Origin of the sequence: Pseudofrankia saprophytica (assembly GCF_000235425.2) — a bacterium.
Lineage (GTDB): Bacteria > Actinomycetota > Actinomycetes > Frankiales > Frankiaceae > Pseudofrankia > Pseudofrankia saprophytica.
Map to the genome: position 1 here is coordinate 3,169,690 of NZ_KI912266.1, position 16,007 is coordinate 3,185,696.

Genomic DNA, 16,007 nt, shown 5'->3' on the forward strand with positions numbered 1-16,007 from the left:
GGTGGTGACGCAGAGTCAGTGGCCATCGCGTACCGACGCGCGACGGATTTGTTCTACGGCGCGGCTTCTGGGACCTCCCTACGGCGGTTGCTCATCTCGCGTTCGATCGCGACCTGTCCGGATTCGACGGCGTTGGCGGGCGGCTGCCGCCATCAACACCCGCTAACAGACGGTCACTACCGAATATGGGACAGAGCCGTTGTTCTTACAGGCCCTCACGATCGTCCGCAGCGGCATCGGGATCTGGACCGGTCAGGTGTTGCGGCCGCCGTTGACGCCGAGGATCTGGCCGGTGATGTAACTGGCCTCCTCGCTGACGAGGAACGCGCAGGCGGCGGCGATATCCTCCGGACGGCCGATCCGGCCGACCGGGGTGGCCTCGGTCTGCGCCTCGACGCTGGCCAGCCCTTCCGTTGCCGACTGGCGCAGCATCGGGGTGTCGATAAAGCCCGGCGGGATCGTGTTGACGGTGATGCCCTGGCGGGCGAACTCGCGGGCCAGCACCTTGGTGAGGCCGACGACGCCCGACTTGGCCGCGACGTAGGAGGCCATTCGCGGCACGCCGCTGTGGACGCTCGACGAGGAGATGTTGACGATGCGCCCCCAGCCCTCGCCGATCATGCCGGGGAGAACGGCCTGGCAGCAGTGGAACGTCCCTGTGAGGTTGACGGCGAGCGTCTGGTTCCACGTCTCGAGCGTGAGTTCGAGGAACGGGCGGTGGGAGGCCATCCCGGCGTTGTTGACGAGGATCGTCGGGCAGCCGAGCCGCCCGCGCACCTCGTCGACGCCGGCATCGATGCCCGCGCGGTCCGTCACGTCGACGTCCACGCCGATCACCTTGCCGCCGGCCGCCTCGATCGAGACGGCCAGGGCATCCGCGGCCGCGCCGTCTCGATCGAACACGGCGACGGCGTTGCCGTCGTCCGCCAGCCGTCGGGCGATGGCCGCGCCGATACCTGAGGCGCCACCGGTGACAATTGCGATGCGTCCGCTCACTGAAGCTGTTCCCTCCCGATTCCGAGCTAATGACAGAATGAATCCAGTCCGGTTGGACGGAAAAGGTCACTGGATTGGCTCGTCGCCGAGGAGTGTGCTGCGGTGCATGCGGCGCTCCTGGGCGTGGTCGAAGGGGCACGCCCGGTGGACCAGGCCGCGGTTGTCCCAGATCACCATGTCGCCGACCGTCCAGGTATGGCGCAGCACTCGGTCCGGGGCGGTGGCCCGGGCCAGCTGGTCGTCGAGCAGGGCCCGGCTCTCGTCGGGCGCGAGCCCCGGGATGTGTGAGGCCGTCGCGCCGAACACCAGCGAGTTGCGACCCGACCGGTGCCGCCATACCAGCGGGTGCTCCCGGGGCGGCCGGCGCGGCCCGCGCCAGTCGGCGAGCTGCTCGGGTGTCGGGTCCGGGTAGCTCAGGCGCTGCGCAGCCTCGAACGTGTGCACGACCCGCAGGCCGGCGAACCGTTTCTTCTCCGCGGCGGACAGCGCGTCGTAGGCGGCGTAGGTGCTGGCGAACTCCGTCTCGCCGCCGTCGGCGGTGACCACGTGGGCGCTGAGCACGGACGCCTTCGGTGGGGGGCCGCCGTCGAGCGCGCCGTCCATGTGCCAGTGGACGTTGCTCTCGAAGTATGACTTGTTCGGGTTTGCCGGATCGAAGCTGATCTCCATGATCTCGGGGGTTCGATATCTCCGAAAGACCGCGAGTTCGCCCAGCTTGCGGCAGAACGCGACCTGGGCGGCGTCGTCGATGTGCAGCTCACGGAACAGCAGCACGCCCCGCGTCTCGAGCGTCTCCAGGCACGCCGACGGCAGGTCCTCGTCATGCAGGAGGCGGTCGACGTCGACGCCCTTGGCCGTGGCCCCGATGACCTCTCCCAGCTTTTCCGTCACCAGCGCGGCCACCGTCACTTCTCCCTTGACGTGGTAGGCGCCAGTTCCGCCAGCCGTTTGGCGGCCAGCTCGCGCAGCTCGCCGGTCTTGATCTTCGCGGAGCCGGTCATCGTGATGTCGTCCTCGTCGAAGAAGAGCACCTGGCGCGGGACCTTGTAACTCGCCAGTCGCGTCCGCAGCAGCCGGCGGATCTCGTCGGCCTCGATGCTCGCGTCCGGGTGCCGCACGACACAGGAGACGACGACCTCGCCGAGCGTTGCGTGCGGAACACCGACGGTCTGGGCCAGTCTGACGCCGGGAATGGCCACCAGTGCCTCGTCCACCTCCCGCGGTGAGACGTTCGCGCCGCCGGTCTTGATGATGTCGGTGAGCCGGCCCTCCCAGAAGAGCAGGCCGGCGTCGTCGAGATACCCACCGTCTCCGGTGCGGAAGAAGCCATCGGCGTCCAGGGACTCGTCGAGCGGAACCCCGAGATAGCCGAGCATCAGGGTCGGGCTCCTGACGCAGATCTCGCCGCGTTCGCCGCGCGGGACCACGACACCCGTCGCCGGGTCCACGATCCTGACCGTGACGCCGGGCAGCGGCTTGCCGCTGCTGCCCTTGTGCTCCTCTGGCGGCGTGTTCGCGGGGAAACAGGTGGAGATCGTGAAGGTCTCGGTGTTGCCGTAGGCGTGGCCGGGCTCGTGCCAGACAGCCGACACGGTCGGGTGCCGCGCGATCGGCGTGGCGGCGTCCGTGAACCGCATGGCGCTCAGGTCCACGTCGTTCCAGTTGGGCGCCTCCTCGAGCTGTGCCCACTGGTGCGGCCAGGCGAACGGGAAGGTCACCCGCTCCGCCTGCATCAGCTCGAGCGCCTCGGCGGGGACGAACGTGGGCTGCAGCACCACGGTGCCGCCACTGGAGAAGGTGCCACCGATCGCCATGCCGAAGTTACCGGACCAGAACAGGCCGTTGGCGACCCAGCAGCGAACATGGTCCTGCTCGGAGAACCGGTAGATCCGAGGGAAACGCCACAACTGGAGGGCCACGCCGCGGTGCGAGTTGAGAATGCCCTTGGGCCGGCTCGTGGAGCCCGAGGAGAAGAACAGCAGCGCCGGGTCGCTCGGCCGCGTCGCATCGGCCGTCGCCTCGACCAGCTCCCGCGGCTCGCGGTGCCCGCGCGTGAGGAACGCCTCCCACGGTTCGACCGCACCGCCGGACGCGCCCTGGCCGAGGGCGACGAGCCGGCGCAGGAACGGGAACTTCGCCGACTGCAGCTCACCAGGCGCCGCCTTGACGATCTCCGGCTCGAGCTCGGTCAGCATGTCGACGAAGTCCTTCGTCAGCACGTCCCGCTCGACCAGCAGCACGCCGACGCTGGAGGCCCGCAGCAGGTACTCGAGCTCGCTCGGCGTCGAAAAGGTGCTCAACGCCACCGCCACGCCACCGGCGAGCGATACGCCGAACACCGACGCCACCCACTCCGGCCGGTTGGTCATCAACACACCGACCCGGCTGTCCCGGCCCACCCCGCAGGCGCGCAGCGCGCTCGCGACCTCGAACGCCCGTTCCCACAGCTCGGCGTAGGTCCAGCGAGTGACCGCGCCCCCGGCCGCGCGCAGGACCAGCGCCTCGCGCTCGGCGAAACGCCCGCAGACCTCACGCAGGTAGCCAGGCAGCGTGAGCACCCCCAGCCCCGGCTCGGTGGCTAACGGCGGTCCCGACACAATGGACAACACGGTGGGTGAAGAAACAAGCGTGTCTGGTTCAGGGCTCATGGGCGCCCCTCCTGTCGGTCAGCCGGCGGCCTGGTGGCGGACCACCGAGACGCGGTGGACCGAGTGATGATGGACAGGGATTGTTGGCGGCCGGGGCCTCCTCGACCCGTGTGAAGAACGCGCCGCCTCCTCGCGCTCGCGCATTACCGCTCCGGGCCGGATGAATGGCATGTCCCGCCGGCTTCCGGCGCCGTGTCCTGGCGAGGTGCTCCGCCGGTCTCCCGCGGCGCTCACCAGGAGCCGGGGAGGTGGGGGACAAGGTCGGCCTCGGGCTCCACGCCGAACGAGCGCAGCGCCATCGCCACCAGCTCGTAGGTGCCCACGGTGAACACCACGTCCATGAGCTGCCGGTCGTCGAACTCGCCGGCGAGCGAGTTCCAGGTCTCGCCGCTGATCGCGCCGTGGGTGACCAGCTCGTCGGCTGCCTTCAGCAGGGCCTGCTCGGTGGCCGACCAGCCCGACATGTCCGCCGGCTGGGCGATCCGGTCGATCTCCGCGGGCTGCAGCCCGGCGGCCTTGCCGAGGATGCTGTGCTGCGCCCACTCGTAGTCGCAGCGCCGCAGCGACGCGACCCGCAGGATGAGAAGCTCCCGCTGCCGGGCCGACAGCGCCGACCCGTACAGCAGATGGCCGTTGAAGGCGAGGAACGCCCTGGCCAGCTGCGGGTAGCGGGCCAGCGTGCCGAACAGGTTGGACCCGCCCTGGCGGCCTTCCTCCGGCCGGTCGCCGCGAACCGCCGAGCGGTAGCTGGCAATAAAGTCCGTAAGCTCCGGCGGCCATTCAGTCCTTGGTATCGGTGGTATGCGCGCCATCGTCGGTCGCTCCTGTCCAGTCACGAGCTACTTTTTGGTCGAGGCCGAGACCGATCTTCAGCAGGTGGACCCGGGCCCGTCGATGGCCTACGAGCTGCTCACGCCAACGGCTGCCCGTCAGCCCGCGGAAAGAGGTGGGCCATGACATTCCTCTCGTCACGAACACTTCGCGCGCTGCGAGCCGGTCTTCCTCTGACGGCTCGACGAGCCGGGGCCGCCGCGAGGCGCTCCCATCCCGGTCAGGCAAGGAAGCCCGCGTAGTCGCTCTCGACGGTCTTCGCTATCAGTCGCAGCAGCGCCGGCCGGCCCGCCGGGTTGAGCAGGAACCGCCGGGGCTTGCCCGGCACGTTCGTCCCGTAGTACTGGCCATGCTCCACGAAGCTGGTGTACCGCAGCGCGTTCGCCATCGTCTCGGCCCACTGCTCCTCGTCCGCGAGCGGGACTTCGACGCGGTTGTTGCCGTGCTCGCGTGCGTGGTTCAACAGGTCGGCGACGAAGTCGACCTGGTCACCGCCGTAGCGCGGGTTGTTGCCCGCCGCGCCGTGCGGGCCGCCCGGGAAGAAGAAGTTCGGGAACCGGTGACACATGAGACCGAGGAAGGTCCGCGGGCCTTCGGCCCAGTACTCATTCAGGGACAGTCCGTCGACGCCGTCGATGCCCATCCGCAGCATGGCGCCCGTGCCGAAGTCGAAGCCGGTCGCCCAGACGATGAAGTCGAACTCGCGCGCCCCGTCCGTCGTCTCGATGCCGGTCGGCGTGACTCGGACGAACGGCGTCTCACGGGTCGAGACCAGCTCGACGTTCGGCTTGTTGAACATCTCGTAGAAGCCCGCGACGAAGGGCGGCCGCAGCGCACCGTAACCGTGGTCGGGAATGAGCCGGTCAGCGACCGACTGGTCGGTCACGATGCCGCGGATCTTCTCCTCGAGGAATTCGCACCACTCCTTGTTGGCCTTCGGGTCTAGCAGCATGTCCTTGTAGTTGCTGCTCATCTTGGCGAATCCGGGACTGTTCCAGATGGTCTCGTAGAACTCCCAGCGCAAGACCTTCGAGTCGTCGAAGGTCTTGCGGTCGGAGCGCTCGTGCAGGAATCCCGCGAACGACACCGCCAGGGCGTCGCGAATCTTCTCGAAGCTGCCCTTGAGCTCGGCCTGCCGCGCTGCGGAGATCGGGCGGTTGTTCAGCGGGGTGCACCACGAGGGGGTGCGCTGATAGATCGTCAGCGACACGGCCTCGTCGGCGATCAGCGGCGCGACCTGCACCCCGCTCGAGCCGGTACCGATCACCGCCACCCGCTTGCCCGCGACGTCCACGGGCGCCTTGGGCCACCGTCCGGTGTGGTACTGCTCGCCCGCGAACGTCTCGCGACCAGGCGCCTCCGGATAGAGCGGCACCGAGAGCACGCCGGTCGTGCTGATCAGGTAGGTCGAACGAACGACGAGCCCATCCTCGGTCCGGGTCGTCCACGTCCGCGACTCCTCATCCCAGTCGGCGGCGACGACCAAGCTGGCGAACCGGATGGAGTCGCGCAGGTCGAACCTGTCGACCACGTGGTTGAGGTAGCGCTCGGTCTCGGGTTGTGCGGCGAACTCCTCGCTCCACTCCCAGTCCCGCCAGAGCTCCGCGGAGAAGAGATAGCCGTAGGTGTAGCTCTCCGAGTCGAAACGGCACCCCGGGTAACGGTTCCAGTACCACGTACCGCCGACCCCGTCGCCCTGTTCCAGCAGTCGCACGGAGTACCCGTCTTGGCGCGCACGATATAACTGGTTGATCCCCAGGATGCCCGCACCCACGATGACGATGTCGACGTCAGCTTCTTCCATGTCTCCTACAGCCACATCGCAGCAGTGCCCGGCGGTGGTACTCGGAGGCGGCGGCCACCGGCTACGCCACGCCTTCCTGCTGCTGCCTGAGTCGAGGTGGTGGGGCGAGCCGGACACGGTCGGTCGGGTCTCAGAGCGTCAGGGCCGCGGCGGTACGCGCCAGCTCCAGGAGATGGACGCCGCCGGCGCTGGCGGTGATGGCGGGTACCTTCGCCGCGGGCTCGACGAGCAGGACGTCGCCCTTGGTGAATTCCACAGCTCCGACGGTCATCGAGCCGTCGAGGACAAGCGTGGCTCGCCAGTCGTCGACGGCCGCGGGTGGCAGCATCGCGCCGGCCGCGAGCCTGCGGTCGAAGACGATCCCACGCTCGGGATCGGTCGAGTCACCGAGGTCCCAATATGCGTTGCCGTCGAGGTGCCCTTTTTGCAGGCCGGGCGTTCCGTCAACCGGAACAACCTGCCTGCGTCCGTTCTCCACGAGGGCCGGTGGCCGCGGGACGAAGACCGATGTGTCGAGACCTTTGAGGTACACGAGTGCGGGGTGGTCGCGGTATTCCTCCCCGTAGCCGCCGGGGGAAAGGACGTCGCGGGCGAAGATCTCGAGCAGCTCGCAGCCCTTGGGACCGTTCATCAACAGCCCGTACTCCACGCCCGGTGCGGCTATGAGCACGTCGCCGCGTTCCATCCACCAGTCGCCCATGAGGAGGCTGCCGTCGAGGACGACCACCGCGGTCCAGCAGTCGTGCCAGTGCAGCGGCCAGACCTGGTTCGCCGCCATCCGGATGTCGGGGAGCAACATGCGCCACGGGTCCTCCGGCCGTCCGAGGAACCACATCTGGGTCCACGCACCGCCGCCGGGCTGGTCCGAGTCCTGGACGACTCCGCCCGGCCCGTCCTTGCCGCCCGGCTCCAGCCGTGAACGCGTGACTCCCGCCGCCACGAGGTCGGACGGCGGGTCGTTGAAGACGAGCACGGGCATCTGGATTCCCCTCCGTCGGTGCGGCCAGGGCTGCCGCGGGGTACCGCCGCGGCCGTCGCGCCCGGTCGTCCAGGGCCAGGCGGCCGACCGCGCCGACGCCGTCTTGGCCAGGCTCGTCGGGCTCTCTCGAGGTCGGCCTTGTGTTGTATACGACTCTTGTTGTTGTATACAAGCAAGTCGACGTGCGCAAGAGGGGATCGACCTTGACCGGCGAGTTGGTGAGCGCGATCCGCAGGTGTGGCGAGAACAAGTCCCCGGTGGGTGCCGACCTGACGCACATGCGATGGCCCGGCCCGGGAAGGGCCAGCCTGAGATGGCGGGGGAGCGGTAGCCAGGACGCCGCATCGGCGCGCGGCGGTCCGGGCGGGCGTGGCGCGCGAGGCGGGCGCACATGAAGCCCGCGGGCGGCCCGGTTGCCGCTGAGGGCCGGCCGGTGCCGGTGGTCGACGATGGCAGCCGTGACTTCTGGCTCGGCGGTGCCGGCGGGCAGCTTCTGATCAGGGCCTGCACCGGGTGCGACCGGTTGTTTCATCCGCCGGCGCCTATCTGCCCGCACTGCTGGTCCCGTGCGGTCACGTACCGGGCGGTGTCCGGGCGGGGGGCGGTCGAGTCCTACACGGTGGTGCGTCGGCCGTGGGTGCCGGGCTATGAGCCGCCCTATGTCGTGGCTCGGGTGGTGCTGGCCGAGCAGCCGGACCTGCGCCTGTTGACCAACGTGGTCGGCTGTGACGTCGAGGCGGTCACCACCGGCATGCCGGTCGAGGTGACCTTTGAGCGGCGAGGTGACGTGTTCGTGCCCATGTTCAGGCCGGTCGCATGACCGCCGAACGCCAGGCGATCATCTCCGGCATCGGAAGGTCGGCTACCGGCAGACGCCTCAACCAGTCCGCGACCGAGCTGACCCTGGACGCCTGCCTCCAGGCCGTCGCGGACGCCGGCCTGACTCCGCGCGAGATCGACGGTCTCGCGTCCTGGCCCGACTACCAGGCCCCGTTCGGCTTCGGCGGGCCCCGCGTCGGCGAGCTGCACTCGCTTCTGCGGCTGGACCTGTCGTGGATTCTCGGCTGCGGCGACGGCGCCAACGTCACCGGCATCCTCGGCATCGCCGCGCACGCGGTAGCGGCCGGGCTCGCGCGCCACGTGCTGGTCTACCGCACCGTCACCGAGGCGACCGCGCAGGGCGCCGGCCGGCGCCCGGCCGTGATGGCCGCGCCCGGAGCGGCCGCGGACTGGAAGTCCGCCTACGGGGTCGGCTCGCCCGCGCAGCTCGCCGCGCTGTGGGCCCGTCACCACTTCGACCGCTACGGCACCACCCGAGACCAGCTCGGCTGGGTCGCGGTGAACAACCGGCGCCATGCCGCCGCCCATCCGACCGCGATCTACCGTGAGCCGATGACGATCGAGGACTACCTCGCGGGGCGGATGATCAGTGAACCGCTGTGCGTCTTCGACTGCGACGTCCCGGCCGACGGGTCGATCGCCTTCGTCATCTCTCACGTCGACCACCGCCGTGACGTCGACCGGCCCGTCTACTTCGAAGCCGTGGGCGGTGGGCGACCCATGACCTCCAGCTGGGAGTTCTGGCCCGACCTCGACGTCATGGCGGCGATGCCGGCGGCCCAGCAGATGTGGTCGCGCACCTCCTTGCGGCCCGCGGACGTCGACGTCGCCGGCATCTACGACGGGTTCAGCATCTTCGTCCTGTACTGGCTGGAGGCGCTGGGCTTCTGCGGCCGGGGCGAGTCGGGACCGTTCGTCGAGGGTGGCAAACGGATCTCCCTTGACGGTGAGCTGCCGCTCAACACGTCCGGCGGCCAGCTGTCGGAAGGCCGTTACCTCGGCTTCGGCCTGGCCTACGAGGCCTTCCTGCAGCTCCGCGGCCAGGCCGGTGCCCGTCAGGTCGCGGACGCGGAGGTCGGTCTGGTCACCGGTGGCGGCGGCCCGCTCGCACAGGCCTTCCTCTTCGCCAACGACCGCTGAATCAACGTGGCTGGGGAGGGCCTGATCGGGCTGCCTCACGACCAGGCCGGCGCCGATGGGCGACGTCATGCTCGTGACCTGCCGGCCTCATCCTTTGCGTGATCCACCGGCGGTGCCGACGCGGGTGACGCTGGCGGCCAGATCCATCCCTTGCGCATCTCCCCCGAGTTGTATACAAATGAGAACCCGGGTCTTGTATACAAAAGGTGATGTAGCGCTTCGCTGTCGCTGGCGATCGGCCCTCCGGCCCTCGCTGAGCCGCCGCCATCGTCGCGGACCGGGTTGGGAAGGGGAACGGATGTGAAGACGGATCGAACCGCGGGCGTGTCGCCGAGCGTGCAGCGCCGGTTGTACGAGCTGATGGTGCTGATGAAGGCGGCCGACGACCGGTTGGGCAGGGGGATCGCGTCGGGCGAGCTGCAGTGCGTGTACTGGCCGTCACGGGGGCAGGAGGCGATCGCCGCGGCAATGGGGGTGTGTCTTCGGCCGGATGACCAGCTGGTCACGACCTATCGGGGGTTGCACGACCTGATCGGTAAGGGTGTGCCGCTGGTGGAGATCTACGGCGAGATGCTGGGCCGGCGGGTGGGGGCAGGCCGGGGCAAGGGCGGGACGATGCACATCGCCCGCCCGGAGTCTGGCGTCATGCTGTCGACCGGGATCGTGGGAGCCGGACCACCGGTAGCGGTGGGGTTGGCGATGGCCGCACGGCGCAAGGGTCTCGATCGGGTCGCCGTCGCGAGCTTCGGTGACGGGGCGACCAACACCGGTTCGTTCCATGAGGCCGCGAACATGGCGGCGCTGTGGGACCTACCGCTGGTGCTGGTGTGCCAGAACAACCTGTATGCCGAGATGACGGCCACTGAGCACACGATGAAGATTGCTCACGTCGCGGATCGGGCGGCTGGGTATGGGATGCCGGGCATCCGCGTGGACGGTAACGATCCGCTTGCGCTTGTCGCCGCGTTGACGGGGGCGGTGGAGCGGGCGCGCGGCGGGGGCGGGCCGACGCTGCTGGAGTGTGTGACGTTTCGGTTCCGTGGTCACTACTTCGGGGATCCGATGGCGTATATCCCGGCCGAGCAGTTGGCTGCCGCTATGGCGGCTGATCCCATCCCGCGGTTCCGGTCTCTGCAGCTCTCGGCCGGGATCTGCGATGAGCAGGACCTCGCGGGCATCGAGGCGGCCGCCGTCGCGGCGGTCGAGGAGGCGGTGGCCACTGTGTTGGCGGCACCGGTCCCGTCTTTGGACGAGCTTGATCGTGATGTGTATGCCGACTCGCGTAACTGCCCGGCATAGCGGCCGCCCCGGCCGGTACCTACCTGTGTAGAGGTGGACGTGGACGAACGACGGATGACGATGACCGAGGCGTTGAACCTGGCGTTAGATCAGGCGTTGGCGCGTGACGAGGGCGTTTTCCTGTTGGGCGAGGATATCGCCGATCCGGGGGCGTCTGGTCCGACGAAAGGCCTGTCGACGAAGTACGGCGTCGACCGGGTGCTGGATACGCCGATCTCGGAGGCGGCGATCGTGGGCGCGGCCATCGGCGCGGCGATGGAGGGGTTCCGCCCCGTCGCCGAGATTATGATTATGGATTTTATCGGGATCGCGGCCGATCAGCTCGTCAACCATGCGGCGAAGCTGCGGTTCATGACCGGTGGGCGGACGAGCTCGCCTATCACGGTGCGTACGCAGGTGTATGGCGGGATCGGGACCGGGGCGACGCATTCACAGTCGTTGGAGGCTTGGTTCATGCATATCCCGGGGTTGAAGGTGATCGTGCCCTCGACGCCGCGAGACGGCAAGGGCCTGCTGACGTCGGCGATCTTCGATGACGACCCGTGCCTGTTTGTCGAGACGATCCGGTTGCGCGGCCAGCGCGGGATGGTCCCGACCGATCCGGCGTTCGCGATCCCGCTTGGTCAGGCGGAGGTGAAGCGGCCGGGTACTGACGTCACGTTGGTCAGCTATGGCCGGGGAGTGGTCGAGGCGCTCGGGGCGGCCACCAGGCTCGAGAAGGAGGGGATCAGCGCCGAGGTGCTCGACCTGCGCACCCTGGTCCCGCTTGACGTGCCGGCGATGCTCGAGTCCGTGGGCCGCACGAGGCGGGCCGTCGTCGTGCACGACGCCGTCCAGTTCGCGGGGCCTGGCGCGGAGATCGCCTCGATCCTGCACAGCGAGCTTTTCGGCGTGTTGGCGGCGCCGGTGGAGCGGGTGGGTGCCCGATTCGTGCCGGCTCCGGCGGCACCGGCGCTCGAGTCCCAGATATATCCGAGCGCTGAGCGCATCGTCGCGGCTGTTGGTCGGACGCTGCGGGGCGCGACGGTTAAGGCAGGCGTTCATGACTGACTTTACGATCCGTATCCCTCGGATATCGGTGGCGATCTCGGAGTCGGAGCTCACGGAGCTGCTCGTCGACGAGGGAGGGCATGTCACCGAGGGCGCCCCGCTGTTCGTCATCGCCACGGACAAGGCCGAGAACGAGGTCGCCGCTGGTGCGTCCGGCACCGTCCAGTGGAGCGGTGAGGTCGAGACGGTCTACGAGATCGGGGCCGAGATCGGGACTATCCGCACATCGGGCTGACGCCCACGCGGAAGGAGATTGCTGTCGATGGCCATCACCGACGATCGACGACCCGTCGCCACTCGCGATGTGCCGTACGCGATGCGGGACCGGTTACACGTGCCTCGCGAGCGCTACTACGACCGGGAGTTCTTCGAGCTGGAGAAGGAGCACCTGTGGCCGCGGGTCTGGCAGATGGCGTGCCGGGCCGAGGAGATCCCCCGGCCCGGGGACTTCGTCGAGTACGAGATCTGCGACCAGTCGATTCTGGTGGTGCGTCAGCCTGACGGGTCGGTCAAGGCGTTCCACAACGCGTGCCGTCATCGGGCGACCCAGCTGTGCAAGGGTTCCGGGCGGCTGCCTGGCGGGCAGATCGTGTGCCCGTTCCACGGCTGGCGCTGGAACCTCGACGGCACCAACTCCTTCGTGTACGGCGCCGACGGGTTCGCGCCGGAGTCTCTGCGCCCGGACGACATCCGGCTGGTCGAATGCAAGGTCGAGGAGTGGGGGGCCTGCGTCTGGGTCAACATGGACCCGGGTGCCCGCCCGCTACGGGAGGCGCTCGCCCCGGCGGCGGACGCGCTGGACGCGGTCGGCGCCGAGAACATGCGTGTGTGGTGGTGGAAGGAGACCATCCTCAACGCAAACTGGAAGACCGCCCAGGAGGCTTTCCACGAGGGCTACCACGTGATGTCCACGCATCCGCAGCTCACCTTCGGCCAAGGTGAGGACTACCCGTACTCCAACGTCGAGTACATCCCGCTCGAGAACGGCCACGGCCGCTTCCTGGGGCGGTTCGACCCGACCGCGGGCGGCATCTCCCAGGGGCGGGGCGCGGAGGCTTTCCTGTCGCGGTCGCAGACGTTGTGGGAAGGGCAGGACGCGATGACGCTGGAACGCGACCTGCATGTCTTCCGGGGGATGCGCAACCGGGTCCCGCCCGGCGAGGACTTCGCGACCGCGGCCATCAAGGCGCTGTTCGACTACGCCGAGGGCGCCGGCATACCGCTGCGCCCGACGCCGGAGGGCATGCGGATGTGGGGCGGCGAGGTGTTCCTGTTCCCCAACTTCATCGTGATCCCCCAGTTCGGCAACGCGCTGTCCTACCGGATCCGTCCCCACAATGACGATCCCGAGTGGTGCCGCTTCGAGGTGTGGTCGTTGACCATGTACCCGGAGGGCGAGGAGCCCGGCCGGCCGAAGCTGAAGGGCCGCTTCGCCGCCGACGACACCGAGAACTGGGGCCTGATCCCGCGCCAGGACTTCAGCAACATCGAGCGCCAGCAACGCGGCCTGCATTCCCGGAGCTTCCGACAGCATCGGCTGGCCACGGAATGGGAGCCGATCATCAGCAACATGCACGTCGAGCTCGACCGCTACCTCGCCGGCTGAAGGCGCCCACTCCACAACCATCGACTTCATCGGAGGGGTTCACCGTGGCGGACTCGGAGTACACGACCGACGTCGTCGTCGTGGGATCGGGCGGCGGGCTGGCCGGCGCCCTGACCGCGGCGGCGAGCGGGCTGGAAACGCTGGTGATAGAGAAGCAGCCGATGCTCGGCGGCTCGACGGCCATGTCGGGCGGCGTCCTGTGGCTGCCGAACAACCCGCTCATGCAGGACGAGGGCGTTCCCGACAGCCTCGAGGACGCCTTGGCGTACTTCGACTCGGTCGTCGGCGACGTGGGTCCCGCGTCGTCGCCCGAGCGTCGGCTCGCCTACATCACCGAGGGCGCGAACATGGTCCGCTTCCTGCGGGAGCGGGGGCTGCGGTTCGAACGGTGCGAAGGCTACAGCGACTACTACGCACAGATGGCGGGTATCCGTGGTGGCAACGCCCGCGGGCGCTCCATCGAACCCGCCGTGACCAACGGCAAGGAACTCGGGCCGTGGCTCGAGAAGCTGATGCCGGGCATGACGGTCGCGATGGGAATCGTCGTGATGACCCGCGAGGCGGCCACGCTGTCGATGGTCAAACGGAGGCCCAGGGCCATGCGCACCGCCGCACGCGTCGGCACACGGACAGCTGTCGGCCGGCTGCGGCGCCAGGCCCGCCTGGCCAACGGCGCGGCGCTGATCGCCCAGACCCTGAAAGCCGCCCTCGCGGCCGGGGCATCGGTGCGGACGAGCACCAGCCTGGTCGACCTCATCATGGAGGATGGCCGGGTGGCCGGCGTGGTGGCCCACCGGGACGGGCAGACCGTGCGGATCCACGCCCGCCGCGCCGTGCTGCTCAGCTCGGGCGGCTTCGCCCGCAACGCGCAGATGAGACAGAAATACTCGAAGCAACCGAACGACGCCTCGTGGACCATCGCCAACCCAGGCGACACCGGCGAAGCGATCGAGGCCGCCATCCACCACGGCGCCGCCGTCGACCTCATGGACGAGGCACTGTGGATCCCGGCCTCCATGCAGCCCAGCGGCCGGCCGAGCATGCACAACGGCGAGCGCGGCAAACCCGGCTCGATCATCGTCGACAAGGGCGGCAAACGGTACTTCAACGAGGCAGTCTCCTACATGGAGGCCGGGCGGCAGATGTACGCCCACAACACCGACGGCGGCTCCATCCCCAGTTGGCTCATCATCGACTCCCGCCACCGCGCCCGCTACCTGTTCGCCTTCCGTGCGAAGACCCCCGACGAGTGGCTCACCAGCGGCTACCTGAAGAAGGCCGACACGATCGAACAGCTCGCCGAGGCCTGCGGCATCGACCCCGCCGGGCTGACGGTCACGGTGAAGCGGTTCAACACGTACGCGGAGCAGGGCAATGACCCGGACTTCCACCGCGGCGACGGCGCCCACGAGCGCTACCAGGGCGATTACGGCAGCAAGCCGAACGCCTCGCTCGGACCCCTCGCCAAGCCGCCGTTCTACGCCGTCGAGATCTATCCCAGCGACGTGGGCACCAGCGGCGGCCTGCTGTGCGACGAGCACGCCCGCGTCCTCGACGCCAACCACGACCCCATCCCCGGCCTCTACGCCGCCGGCAACTGCACCGCCTCGGTGATGGGCCGCACCTACCCCGGCGCCGGCGCGAGCATCGGCGGCAGCTTCGTGTTCTCCTACATCGGCATGAAACACGCCGCGCTCGTCGCCTCCGGAGACAGCGTCGCCCGGTGACCGAACAGCGCGGCCGGCACGGGCGGGCACCGGTGGTGCACGTCGACCCCGTCGGGGCCGACCTCGAGCTTGAGCCCGGTGAGACGATCATCGAAGCCGCCTGGCGTCTCGGGTACCACTGGCCGACAACCTGTTATGGCCAGGCGACGTGCACGGTGTGTCATCTCGAGGTGCTCGCCGGCGACGAGCACCTCACCCCCGCCGACGAAGAGGAGCGGCACGCCCTCGAGAACCGGCTTCCCGGGGCTGATCGCCGTGATCTCGCCCGGCTACGACTGGCCTGCCGGGCGCGGGCAACCGGCGACGTCACCGTACGGAAAAAGGGCGTTCGACGTCAGGAGACCGTGCCGATTCCCCCGGCTGGGCCACTGTGAGGCAGGACGTCGGACTGCCCGAAATGGAGGAATGGAGACGTCGAGGAAGGTGCGATGACACAGAGCGCGAGCTGCGAGCAGGCAGCGATCCAGCAGCTGCTCGACAAGCAGGCGATTCGCGAGGCGATTCTGCGGTACTGCCGGGGCGTGGACCGGTGCGACCCGGATCTCATCAGCTCGGCGTATCACCCCGACGCGATCGACATCCATGGCCGCCAGCGCTTCACGGGCGAAACCGTCGGGCAAGGCATCGTGGACCTCGTCCGCTCGGCGAAAGTCGCGATGAACCACATCACGAATCAGCTCATCACCTTTCACGGCGATGGGACTGCCGGCTGCGAGACGTACTTCACCGTGTGGCAGAGCGCTGAGACCGAGGGCGGCGATCGCCTCGTCGTCGCGCTCGGGCGATACGTCGACCGCTTCGAACGCCGCGCGGGCGGGTGGAAGATCGCACACCGGCTTGTGATCGTCGAGCTGACCCGCGTCATCCCTCCGGGCGACCTCATGAAGCCGCCTCTCGGTCTTGGTTCCCGGGACCGGAACGACCCGTCATACGCGGCGCTCGTGCCCTGACCTTCCCAGGCTCCGCGGTGGCTCGGCGGGGTCCTTCGGAGCTCTCGCGGGTGAGCGCCATGCACCGCGTCTCGCGGGCTGTCCATCGCTCCCACCGCGACCGATTGACGGATTGTTGTATACAAGTGCCGGGTTCT

General features: G+C 68.9%; 15 protein-coding genes. 9 read left to right on the forward strand and 6 right to left on the reverse strand.

The genetic code is table 11. From position 1 onward, the window contains the following. Positions 1-252: 252 nt before the first annotated feature. The 6 genes from FRCN3DRAFT_RS0213100 to FRCN3DRAFT_RS0213125 all read right to left on the reverse strand — a co-directional run bounded on the left by FRCN3DRAFT_RS0213100 (position 253) and on the right by FRCN3DRAFT_RS0213125 (position 7,258). Positions 253-996: an SDR family NAD(P)-dependent oxidoreductase gene (locus FRCN3DRAFT_RS0213100; protein ID WP_007514109.1), complete on the reverse strand. Its 744-nt coding sequence runs from the start codon at positions 994-996 to the stop codon at positions 253-255. Between the two features lie 66 nt (positions 997-1,062). Further along, entirely contained in the window at positions 1,063-1,899 is an 837-nt protein-coding gene (locus tag FRCN3DRAFT_RS0213105) for a TauD/TfdA dioxygenase family protein (protein WP_007514110.1), read from the reverse strand. 2 nt (positions 1,900-1,901) lie between these two features. Beyond that, positions 1,902-3,644, reverse strand: a complete 1,743-nt coding sequence (locus FRCN3DRAFT_RS0213110; protein ID WP_007514112.1) for a class I adenylate-forming enzyme family protein — start codon at positions 3,642-3,644, stop codon at positions 1,902-1,904. 230 nt (positions 3,645-3,874) lie between these two features. Next, positions 3,875-4,456 (reverse strand): carboxymuconolactone decarboxylase family protein, encoded by a 582-nt coding sequence (locus FRCN3DRAFT_RS0213115; protein ID WP_007514114.1) that lies wholly within the window; start codon positions 4,454-4,456, stop codon positions 3,875-3,877. Positions 4,457-4,695: 239 nt separating this feature from the next. After that, positions 4,696-6,279, reverse strand: coding sequence for a flavin-containing monooxygenase (locus FRCN3DRAFT_RS0213120; RefSeq protein WP_007514116.1), 1,584 nt, complete (start codon positions 6,277-6,279; stop codon positions 4,696-4,698). 130 nt (positions 6,280-6,409) lie between these two features. Then, positions 6,410-7,258 carry a cupin domain-containing protein gene (locus FRCN3DRAFT_RS0213125; RefSeq protein WP_007514117.1) on the reverse strand — a complete coding sequence of 283 codons (849 nt, stop codon included), beginning with the start codon at positions 7,256-7,258 and terminating at the stop codon, positions 6,410-6,412. Positions 7,259-7,649: 391 nt separating this feature from the next. On the opposite strand from FRCN3DRAFT_RS0213125, the gene FRCN3DRAFT_RS0213130 reads away from it, so the two are divergent. The 9 genes from FRCN3DRAFT_RS0213130 (at position 7,650) to FRCN3DRAFT_RS0213170 (ending at position 15,870) form a co-directional block, all read left to right on the forward strand. Then, the gene (locus FRCN3DRAFT_RS0213130) at positions 7,650-8,078 is read left to right on the forward strand and encodes a Zn-ribbon domain-containing OB-fold protein (protein ID WP_007514119.1); all 429 of its coding nucleotides are present in this window, start codon (positions 7,650-7,652) and stop codon (positions 8,076-8,078) included. Continuing rightward, a complete protein-coding gene (locus tag FRCN3DRAFT_RS0213135; RefSeq protein WP_007514120.1) occupies positions 8,075-9,238 on the forward strand; it encodes a thiolase family protein in 1,164 nt (387 codons plus the stop codon). Before FRCN3DRAFT_RS0213130 ends, FRCN3DRAFT_RS0213135 begins: the two co-directional genes overlap by 4 nt. A gap of 300 nt (positions 9,239-9,538) precedes the next feature. Continuing rightward, positions 9,539-10,537 carry a thiamine pyrophosphate-dependent dehydrogenase E1 component subunit alpha gene (locus FRCN3DRAFT_RS0213140; RefSeq protein ID WP_007514122.1) on the forward strand — a complete coding sequence of 333 codons (999 nt, stop codon included), beginning with the start codon at positions 9,539-9,541 and terminating at the stop codon, positions 10,535-10,537. A 54-nt stretch (positions 10,538-10,591) separates the two neighbouring features. Beyond that, positions 10,592-11,587 (forward strand): alpha-ketoacid dehydrogenase subunit beta, encoded by a 996-nt coding sequence (locus FRCN3DRAFT_RS0213145; RefSeq protein ID WP_007514123.1) that lies wholly within the window; start codon positions 10,592-10,594, stop codon positions 11,585-11,587. Beyond that, the gene (locus FRCN3DRAFT_RS0213150) at positions 11,580-11,822 is read left to right on the forward strand and encodes a lipoyl domain-containing protein (protein WP_007514125.1); all 243 of its coding nucleotides are present in this window, start codon (positions 11,580-11,582) and stop codon (positions 11,820-11,822) included. Before FRCN3DRAFT_RS0213145 ends, FRCN3DRAFT_RS0213150 begins: the two co-directional genes overlap by 8 nt. 27 nt (positions 11,823-11,849) lie before the next feature. After that, entirely contained in the window at positions 11,850-13,193 is a 1,344-nt protein-coding gene (locus FRCN3DRAFT_RS0213155) for an aromatic ring-hydroxylating oxygenase subunit alpha (RefSeq protein ID WP_007514126.1), read from the forward strand. A 44-nt stretch (positions 13,194-13,237) separates the two neighbouring features. Next, positions 13,238-14,920: an FAD-dependent oxidoreductase gene (locus FRCN3DRAFT_RS0213160; protein ID WP_007514128.1), complete on the forward strand. Its 1,683-nt coding sequence runs from the start codon at positions 13,238-13,240 to the stop codon at positions 14,918-14,920. After that, the gene (locus tag FRCN3DRAFT_RS0213165) at positions 14,917-15,294 is read left to right on the forward strand and encodes a 2Fe-2S iron-sulfur cluster-binding protein (protein ID WP_027140534.1); all 378 of its coding nucleotides are present in this window, start codon (positions 14,917-14,919) and stop codon (positions 15,292-15,294) included. Before FRCN3DRAFT_RS0213160 ends, FRCN3DRAFT_RS0213165 begins: the two co-directional genes overlap by 4 nt. Positions 15,295-15,348: 54 nt before the next feature. Further along, entirely contained in the window at positions 15,349-15,870 is a 522-nt protein-coding gene (locus FRCN3DRAFT_RS0213170) for a nuclear transport factor 2 family protein (protein ID WP_007514132.1), read from the forward strand. Positions 15,871-16,007: the final 137 nt, after the last annotated feature.

What these genes read in the sequence shown, in the direction of transcription:
- FRCN3DRAFT_RS0213155 (WP_007514126.1), top strand. Translation starts at nt 11,850, where the DNA reads ATGGCCATCACCGACGATCGACGACCCGTCGCCACTCGCGATGTGCCG.
- FRCN3DRAFT_RS0213135 (WP_007514120.1), top strand. Translation starts at nt 8,075, where the DNA reads ATGACCGCCGAACGCCAGGCGATCATCTCCGGCATCGGAAGGTCGGCT.
- FRCN3DRAFT_RS0213125 (WP_007514117.1), bottom strand. Translation starts at nt 7,258, where the DNA reads ATGCCCGTGCTCGTCTTCAACGACCCGCCGTCCGACCTCGTGGCGGCG.
- FRCN3DRAFT_RS0213130 (WP_007514119.1), top strand. Translation starts at nt 7,650, where the DNA reads ATGAAGCCCGCGGGCGGCCCGGTTGCCGCTGAGGGCCGGCCGGTGCCG.
- FRCN3DRAFT_RS0213170 (WP_007514132.1), top strand. Translation starts at nt 15,349, where the DNA reads ATGACACAGAGCGCGAGCTGCGAGCAGGCAGCGATCCAGCAGCTGCTC.
- FRCN3DRAFT_RS0213145 (WP_007514123.1), top strand. Translation starts at nt 10,592, where the DNA reads ATGACGATGACCGAGGCGTTGAACCTGGCGTTAGATCAGGCGTTGGCG.
- FRCN3DRAFT_RS0213115 (WP_007514114.1), bottom strand. Translation starts at nt 4,456, where the DNA reads ATGGCGCGCATACCACCGATACCAAGGACTGAATGGCCGCCGGAGCTT.
- FRCN3DRAFT_RS0213150 (WP_007514125.1), top strand. Translation starts at nt 11,580, where the DNA reads ATGACTGACTTTACGATCCGTATCCCTCGGATATCGGTGGCGATCTCG.
- FRCN3DRAFT_RS0213120 (WP_007514116.1), bottom strand. Translation starts at nt 6,279, where the DNA reads ATGGAAGAAGCTGACGTCGACATCGTCATCGTGGGTGCGGGCATCCTG.
- FRCN3DRAFT_RS0213110 (WP_007514112.1), bottom strand. Translation starts at nt 3,644, where the DNA reads ATGAGCCCTGAACCAGACACGCTTGTTTCTTCACCCACCGTGTTGTCC.